This is a genomic window from Parasphingomonas halimpatiens, from assembly GCF_036663795.1.
In the GTDB taxonomy this organism is placed as follows: Bacteria; Pseudomonadota; Alphaproteobacteria; order Sphingomonadales; family Sphingomonadaceae; genus Sphingomonas.
Genome location: NZ_JAXOJP010000072.1, coordinates 1 through 8,186, shown reverse-complemented (window position 1 = coordinate 8,186; position 8,186 = coordinate 1). Strand labels below are relative to the sequence as shown.

Genomic DNA, 8,186 nt, shown 5'->3' with positions numbered 1-8,186 from the left:
TCCGCCCGCCACGTTACTTGCGTTTCACTTGACGGCCCGGCGCGCGCTTCAGGCGTAGGGCGGCCGGTCGAGACCCTTGGGGCTGGCGGTGAAGATCTCGCAGCCATCTTCGGTGATGCCGATCGAATGTTCGAACTGCGCCGACAGCGAGCGGTCGCGCGTCACTGCCGTCCAGCCATCGTCGAGCAGCTTGACGTCGGGACGGCCGATATTGATCATCGGCTCGATCGTGAAGATCATGCCCGGCCGCAGTTCGGGGCCGGTGCCGGGGCGGCCGATATGGACGACTTCGGGCGCGTCGTGGAACAGCCGGCCGACGCCGTGTCCGCAGAAATCACGCACCACGCCATAGCGATGCTTTTCGGCGAGCTGCTGGATCGCATGCCCGACATCGCCGAGATGGTTGCCCGGCCGGGCCGCCTCGATCCCGACCATCAGGCAGTCATAGGTGATGTCGACCAGCTTGCGCGCCTTCAATGGCACGTCGCCGATCAGGTACATCCGGCTGGTGTCGCCGTGCCAGCCATCGACGATCGGCGTCACGTCGACATTGACGATGTCGCCCGACTTGAGCGCCTTGTCGCTTGGGATGCCGTGGCACACGACATGGTTGATCGAGATGCAGCAGCTATGGGTATAGCCGCGATAACCGACCGTCGCGGGCACGCCGCCGCCGGCGAGGATGAAGCGCCGCACCATGTCGTCGATCTCGCCCGTCGTCACACCCGGCACCATGTGCGGGGTGATCATGTCGAGCGTCTCGGCGGCGAGCCGGCCGGCCTTGTGCATGCCGTCGAACGCGTCGCGGCCATGGAGCTTGATCGCGCCGGTCCGGCCCAGCGGCGCGTCGGCGGTTACGGTCACATAATCAGTCATCGACGCGCATATAGCGGCTTGGCGCGGCTTTCGCTATGGCGGCGTGCATGACCTCCACAGCCAATGAACGCATCTGGACCGCCGGCCTCGCGGTGATCGGCGACGAGATCCTGTCGGGGCGCACGCAGGACAAGAATGTCGCGCAGATCGCGGCGTGGCTCAACGTCCAGGGCATCCGCCTTGCCGAGGTGCGCATCGTGCCCGACGTGACGGGGGCGATCGTCGAGGCGGTCGATGCGCTGCGCACGCGCTACGATTATCTCTTCACCACCGGTGGCATCGGCCCGACGCATGACGACATCACCGTCGATGCCATTGCCGATGCGCTGCGCGTGCCGGTGGTTTACCACCCCCGGGCGCTGGCGGTGCTGGAGAAATATTATGATGGGCGCGGCGGCCTCAACGAGGCGCGCAAGCGCATGGCGCGCGTGCCCGAGGGCGCCGACCTGATCGAGAACCGCCAGTCGGGCGCGCCGGGCATCCACATCGGCAACATCTTCATCATGGCCGGCGTGCCGCACATCACCGCCGGCATGCTCGACGCGCTAACCGGCACGCTCGAAGGCGGCCGGCCAGTGGTCAGCCGCACGCTCGGCTGCTGGGTCGCCGAAAGCGAGGTCGCCGAGTTGCTCGGCGCGGTCGAAAAGGCGCATGACGGCGTCCAGATCGGCAGCTACCCGTTCTTCCGCGAAGGGCGCGTCGGCGCCAATTTCGTCGTCCGCAGCCCCGATGCCGCGCTGGTCGATACGACGATCGCCGATCTCGCGGCGCAGCTCGAGGCACAGGGCAGGGCGGTGACGATCGACGGGATCTGACACGATCGGCCGCGCTACCGGCGCCGCGCGCTTGACAAGTGCCGGCATAGCTAGGATTTGCGTCGCTGCGCGCGGGTGTAGCTCAATGGCAGAGCAGAAGCTTCCCAAGCTTACGACGAGGGTTCGATTCCCTTCACCCGCTCCACTTAGTTTTCAATAGCTTAGGCGTCGTTGGCGCAGTGAGTGATCGAAATCTGGCTCCATTCTGGCTCCTTGTTCATTCGCCATTGCGGGTGGATCAAAACCCAGCGAATTAGCTGACGACTCTCTCCATGCGTCGACGCCCACACAGAAGCGCCCAGATGGGCGCCTCATAAGGTGCATGCTCTCGGTCGGCCAATTGATCTACGAAGGCGCGCATCGATCTAGCGCGAGGCTCACGGCGTCATTTCGGCCGACCGTGCAAAAGATCATCGAACAACTGCGATGCGCCCAAGTTGTAGTGTGTGAGCACGAGCGCCGCCGCGTCAAAGAGCGTCATCCTGCGATGCACCGTTTCCCATTGTTTCCGTGGGGCCGGCAGCCGGTCCCGCAGAATTTCAAACGAACGAGCTATAGCCGAGGCAATCTCGTACCGGGTTTTTGCGCCGATCGAGATGAAGCACGTGACGATCTCGTTGCGAGCATAGATGGCGACCTCGATTCCTCGATCTTTTGCCATCGCGACGACAGCCCGGCACAGACGCACAATGCGTTCGCTTCGCGCGGGCTTCGTACCTTCATAGGCTTCGAGAACAATCGTGTGCGGGTTTAGGCGTTCGAGAAGACGTTCAAGTTTGCGAAGACAACCTTCGTTCTTCTCGCGCCCCATGTCCGACACGCCCCAATGATGGATCGAGAAAGGTCCGGAAAACGCGATCCAACCGAAGCCTTGGTTGCTCGGGTGAAAGCCGAGCACCAAGCCGTTGGCAGCAGGAGCGGTCACGGTGTGTCGCCTCTAGTCGCCCGGTCCATCATGGCGTCCAGCAGGTGTCGCTTTTTGGCTGAGGCGGGGTCGCGCCTTCCGGAAAGCGTGCGATGCAGTGCTGCTGCGCGGGTGATGACGCCATCCTCCACGAAAGTGTAGACGGCGGCAAAGCACGATTTCGGCGATCGGCCAAAGATCACTTGGAGGCCAAGGGCAACGGCGAGTGAGGGATATTCCTCGCCCTTTTCATAACGGGATACGCGCGCTTGATTAATGTTGAGCAGGTCTGCCAGCTCTTCCTGTGACAACATCCAGCGGTTGCGGATGCGTCGCATGTATGTATTGTCAGGCATACGGCGTGATGAATTACGCAGCCTGCTAAATGAGGCTGCATGTTTATCATCGCGTGCGTTGTCCAATTCGTGGAGGATAGGAATTATGCGCTGTGCGCATAACGCCGCGCTTCGCGCGGAAATCCTCGCGCCGTGCGTGACCAGCTATTTCATTGCGATACCGTAACGTAAGGCTAGCGCGGCGATTGCGGGTCGCGCGGTGTTCGGGATCACATAGACGCCGTGCGATTTTACGGTCGGCAGTCGCAGCTTGGTTCGCACCACACAGCCTACCGCTTTCGACGTGAACGAATCCTCGAGAGTTTCTGAAATTTTCCTGGAGACCCGCCGCGCTATGTCGGCGAGGGCGATATGTGACCGGGGAGAGACCGTTGCGGCTTCCGTTATCGCCGCGAGCACCGTGTATTCCGCTGAGGAGGCTCGCTCGCTAAAAACGCGCGCCTCCTCGCCCACAAGCTCGCGAGCGATGCGGTCGCGCAGGCCCTCATCATCGACAATCGACAGGAGGGCGAGTGCCGTCTGGTTCAGTCGCGGGGCGATGCCCGATACGATGCGCGTTGGATCGACGCCGACGACGTGACGGTTACGGAATCGCCATGCGAGCAACCGATTGCGCAGCGCCTGTGCTTCGACTTTGAGTGAACTTGGCAGATGGATAGAAATGTCATCCCGAAGCCGACGCTGGCCCGTCTCCTCCGTCAAAAACCGGCTTTCGAGTGCCCGGTCGGCGAAGTGCTCGCGCATACCGATGAGCTTCGGGCCAAATACCTTGAACGCCTGCGGGTTAAGCTCTCGGTGCCGGTTGGACATCGTGCGTAGCACCGGCATACCGGTCATGTTCCCGTTGTTCAGGATCTTCGTCAATTCGGCGGTCGCGTCCGAAAAGCGCAGATCGGCTTCGTCCAACACAAGGGTGCCGCCAAAGGCGTCGAGCACGTGGAAAATCGGCGACACGGTGGACGCGCCCGACGCGAAAAACGGCTTGTAAGAGATTGACCCGATGGTGAGCAGCGCCCGCGTCTTGCCGGTTCCATAATCACCACGAAAGCGCAGATAGGGCAGTTCGTTGAAGGCGTCATACACCCACGAGAGCAGCACATAGTGGGTGGCGATCTCTTCGAAGATTGGTGACAGATCGACATAGCGGTGAATGAACGCGCGAACCGCTCCCACCATGTCCGCCTTATCCCCGAACTCCTCGATATTGCTCGGCAGCAGCACACACCCAGATGCCAGGAGATTGTTGTGTGGCGAATACGGAATGAGGCGCTCACCGGTCGACAGGTCGATATAATCCTCGATCGTTGGTTCGCTGTCGGGCCGGCAGACAGCGAGCGCCGTCTTGATAGCGCTTGGATCAAAGACCGCCTCGATAAGCATTCCGTCGGCACAGACGCGAGAGATGGTAGGAATTGGTCCGTCTGATTTTAGGTGAGCCTGCGTCATCTCTCCATCGTGCCGGATGGCGAGCGAGAACGGCAGGATGGGAATTATGCCCTGGGCGCATGTTTCCTATCCTACCGACGGGCGCCATCAACGCGCATCATATCTCGATGAACGATGCGCCAAAACATCGTCCCGGTGACGGCATCATTGAACGCTATTGTCCTGACCTGAGCGCCGAGGAGCGCGAGCTTGCTCACACGCGCCTGCGCAACCTAGCGAAGGTATTGATCGGCATCCACAAGCGATTGGTCGAGGAAGATATCCACCGCAGCGACTCGCGTGAATCGATTGCGGACGGTAGGATTCAGCCGACTCCACCGTCCAGCCCATGAAATCCTATTTTGCGTACATCCGCGTTTCGACCGTGAAGCAGGGCGAGCACGGCTCGTCGCTGCAGGAGCAACGTGGAGCCATCGAGGCTTTCGCAGCGCGGCAGCGCCTGACGATCTCCGGCTGGTTTGAGGAAATGGAAACTGCCGCCAAGCTCGGGCGCGGTGAGTTCAACAAGATGATTTCTGCCCTGGAGCGTGGCCGTGCCACCGGCGTGATCATTCACAAAATCGACCGCAGCGCGCGCAACCTGAAAGACTGGGCACGGCTGGGCGAACTGATAGATCGAGGCATCGAGGTCCACTTCGCGCACGACAACATGGATCTCACCACGCGCGGCGGCAGGCTTGCCGCTGATCTTCAGGCCGTGGTCGCCGCCGACTTCATTCGCAATCTGCGCGATGAGGTGAAGAAGGGGCGATACGGACGATTGAAGCAAGGGTTCTGGCCGATGGCCGCCCCTATCGGCTATCTCGACACGGGCAGGGCAAAGGCAAAAGAGGTCGACCCACATCTCGGTCCGCTGATCCAGCTAGCGTTCGAACTGTACGGAACAGGCCGCTATTCGCTCCACATGCTGCGAGCCGAGCTTGCCGAGCGAGGTTTACGCACCGCATCGGGAAACGTGATCCCGGTCGGTCACACCGCACGCATCCTGCACAACCCCTTCTATGTCGGCATCATGCGTGTCGGCACCACGGGCGAAATCTTTCCCGGCAATCACGAGCCGCTCGTTTCGCGCGCCCTTTTCGATCGCGTGCAGGCGATCCTGTCGGGTCGATTATATCCCCGAACCGAAATCCACCGCTTCCTGTTTCGTCGGCTTATCAAGTGTGACCGATGCGGGCGCTCGCTGTCCGGTGAACGCCAAAAAGGTCACGTTTATTATCGCTGCCATGACCTCGGCTGTCGGGGCGTGTCGATCTCTGAACGCCAGATCGACGTGCTGGTTCGCGCCGAACTCCGTCTCCTTCAGGTGGACGCTGGGGACGTGGGGGAGTTTAGGGACGTTATCCGACAAGGGATGGCAGAGGACCAGGCCACGGCGGGAGAACGTGCCAAAGGATTGGAACGCGACCTGGCGCTCAACCAACAGCGCATGAACCGTATCACCGACGCCGTGCTTGATGGCACGATCGACAAAGCCACCTTCGACGAACGCAAGGCTATACTCATTGTCCAAAAACTTGAGATCCAAGAAAGGCAGCGGCACCCGGATTCGACAAAATGGCAAAAAATTGCCGAAAGGTTCGAACTCGGTTTGGCGGCTCTACAAGGCTACGAAATCGGAAACGACGACGAAAAGCGCCAAGTGCTGCAATCCGTGAGTTCGAACCTTGTCGCGACCGGAAAACAGCCCGTATTTCCTATGTTTTCGCCGTTCCAAGAGCTACGAAATTGGACGATTTTGAATGATGGTGAGCCCGTTCGTGGGGCAGTTCGAAAACCAACCCGTGACCACCGACGAGAACAAATTCGTAGTCTGATCGAGATACTTTTCAAGAATACCACCATGACTCAAAGTGTCGAGGATGACACCGCAACCACGACGACCGGATTCTCGACGGCGCGCCCGTCTGGGGTACCGTGAGACCATGGGACAGGTAACGCGCGGCGCTCTCGTACGACCTGTGGGGTCGGTAAAAACCCACCATGGCATTGGTGCGATCGAGCAAACCCAGGAACCAAAAAGGTTCAAATTAAATCTGGTTGGATAAGATTTTGGTGCCCATCACGCGCAACAAAATTGCGCCAAAGCTGCCAAAAATTCGGGCGACCATTTCCAGTTGCGCCAAAAAAGCGCACGCATTCACATATATTTTGCCACATGACTCCTAAGCGGCATCTGCCACTCTCGGTATCTTCAGGCAAAAATCATTATCTATCAGTGGTTTACAGTTCCATGAGGCCACTATCGCCCAAAATCCCAGGCAATGCAATAGCTCCAGTTGAACACCCGCCAGAGAGGCCAGTGATATGAATCGTTCGCGCGCAAGTTGACGATTTGGCCTTCAATGGGACCCAGACCAAACCCTCCCAGATACATTTCTCTCCGCAGGGAAATTGGTGGGCAGGTCGCTTCAAATGAAATAATCAAATGAGTATTTAGCAATGGGTATTTTTTTGAGTTTATACTTATACCAAGATGCCGGCTTGGAATAGTAGATAGTGAATCAGCGGTATTTAAGACGTACTCAACTATAATAGGCACACCATCCCTAGCTTCGTCATTAAGGTGTATTTCACCCTTGGAGAAATTCCCCGGAATCTTCTTAGGCTTGCCAGCCGCATATCGGCTGTTTCTTGGCAAAATTGTAACGTTCCCCTCACCGCTCCAGTTAAAAATGACTGGAAATATATTAACTCCTTCGCGTCTCGGCTTCACTAAATAGCGGAACGCATAAACAGCCTTAGTTTCGGAAATAATATGTCCAACTACGGCATATTGTAAAATCTCAAAATCATGGTGTGGATCAAAAGCAATCAGCTTTCGATGAAGCCTCTTCTTCACAATGCTTGTAATGGCTTGTGATATTAAAAGCGTAATTAAGAATGAAATGGCAACTAAAAAAAGCGGCGAATGTGACTTGTAGGTAATTTTAACAGATTTTGCAAAATATACTGCCGACACCGCTAATATCGGAATTATAATAAATGTTAACAGTCCCGGAAGTACTTTAAGGGTGAAATTAAAGATATCTGAGGCTGATTTTATTTCACCAATTCTCGCAAGATATTGTCGTAAGTATAGCCAAAGTCCAACCTTCCCAGCTGGAGGCATTAGCGAATATAGCTTATCGGACATTTCTTTACTCGGAATAGCAGACGTATCGACGTTCGATGCAACATCGGGCGTCTGCGAAAAAAATAAGTTTCTGAAAATTGTCCGCAAGCGCATACGCCTCTCCGAATAAAATCCCTAGCCACTGTTCTTCTGCGGCGAAGGTAATAAACGTGCCACTCGCGTGGACATAAACGTTAAAATTCTCAAAAGACAAGAGATTAGTTTGATAGAGTTGAGTGCCACTGTCAGTGTACCTGCGGCAGCCGAAGCTTTCAATGGATCCCAGCCACCTCCCCAAAGTCCCCAAGTCCCCGCAGGTATGCGCTCACCGCATAATTCCTACCCGTGCGCGCTTTCGCGCACGCGCTCACACTTACTTTCAGACCTCCCGCGCATTCGGGAGCGCCTCAACCCTGAGGCTCTCCCGCTCTGCGCAGGAGGAAATCATGAGTGCTGAAGTACCTTCACATACCCGATTCGACGTGTACCGCGCCGTCACCGACAACATTATCGCAGCGATCGAGGCCGGCGCCGGGGAATTCATCATGCCTTGGCATGGCAGCGGCGCCGATATCGCCAAGCCCCAAAACGCCGTCACCCAGATGGAATATCACGGGATCAACGTCCTTGCGCTGTGGGCGCAGGCGTATGAGCAAAAATTCCAGAGCGGATAT

At 57.6% G+C, this 8,186-nt stretch carries 9 protein-coding genes and 1 tRNA gene; 5 read left to right on the top strand and 5 right to left on the bottom strand.

The features are described 5' to 3' along the window. Nucleotides 1-48 precede the first annotated feature (48 nt). Entirely contained in the window at nt 49-876 is an 828-nt protein-coding gene (gene map, locus U1839_RS26435) for a type I methionyl aminopeptidase (protein ID WP_332806543.1), read from the bottom strand. Between the two features lie 47 nt (nt 877-923). Between map and U1839_RS26430 the strand changes: the two genes are divergently transcribed. Beyond that, the gene (locus U1839_RS26430) at nt 924-1,691 is read left to right on the top strand and encodes a competence/damage-inducible protein A (RefSeq protein WP_332806542.1); all 768 of its coding nucleotides are present in this window, start codon (nt 924-926) and stop codon (nt 1,689-1,691) included. A 71-nt stretch (nt 1,692-1,762) separates the two neighbouring features. Continuing rightward, nucleotides 1,763-1,836 (top strand) — tRNA-Gly (locus U1839_RS26425). A gap of 240 nt (nt 1,837-2,076) precedes the next feature. Here U1839_RS26425 and U1839_RS26420 read toward each other — a convergent pair. The 3 genes from U1839_RS26420 to U1839_RS26410 all read right to left on the bottom strand — a co-directional run bounded on the left by U1839_RS26420 (nt 2,077) and on the right by U1839_RS26410 (nt 4,331). After that, nucleotides 2,077-2,616: a hypothetical protein gene (locus U1839_RS26420; RefSeq protein WP_332806541.1), complete on the bottom strand. Its 540-nt coding sequence runs from the start codon at nt 2,614-2,616 to the stop codon at nt 2,077-2,079. Beyond that, complete coding sequence (locus U1839_RS26415; protein WP_332806540.1) at nt 2,613-2,933, bottom strand: helix-turn-helix transcriptional regulator; 321 nt, start codon at nt 2,931-2,933, stop codon at nt 2,613-2,615. Before U1839_RS26415 ends, U1839_RS26420 begins: the two co-directional genes overlap by 4 nt. Nucleotides 2,934-3,095: 162 nt before the next feature. Continuing rightward, complete coding sequence (locus U1839_RS26410; RefSeq protein ID WP_332806539.1) at nt 3,096-4,331, bottom strand: hypothetical protein; 1,236 nt, start codon at nt 4,329-4,331, stop codon at nt 3,096-3,098. 173 nt (nt 4,332-4,504) lie between these two features. Here U1839_RS26410 and U1839_RS26405 point away from each other — a divergent pair, with 173 nt between their 5' ends. Beyond that, nucleotides 4,505-4,729, top strand: a complete 225-nt coding sequence (locus U1839_RS26405) for a hypothetical protein (protein WP_332806538.1) — start codon at nt 4,505-4,507, stop codon at nt 4,727-4,729. Beyond that, nucleotides 4,726-6,318: a recombinase family protein gene (locus U1839_RS26400; protein ID WP_332806537.1), complete on the top strand. Its 1,593-nt coding sequence runs from the start codon at nt 4,726-4,728 to the stop codon at nt 6,316-6,318. Before U1839_RS26405 ends, U1839_RS26400 begins: the two co-directional genes overlap by 4 nt. A gap of 321 nt (nt 6,319-6,639) precedes the next feature. On the opposite strand, the gene U1839_RS26395 is transcribed toward U1839_RS26400, so the two are convergent. Next, nucleotides 6,640-7,533, bottom strand: a complete 894-nt coding sequence (locus U1839_RS26395; protein ID WP_332806536.1) for a hypothetical protein — start codon at nt 7,531-7,533, stop codon at nt 6,640-6,642. A 425-nt stretch (nt 7,534-7,958) separates the two neighbouring features. Here U1839_RS26395 and U1839_RS26390 point away from each other — a divergent pair. Next, on the top strand, nt 7,959-8,186 hold a 228-nt coding region (locus tag U1839_RS26390), incomplete at its 3' end, for an ArdC-like ssDNA-binding domain-containing protein (protein WP_332806535.1).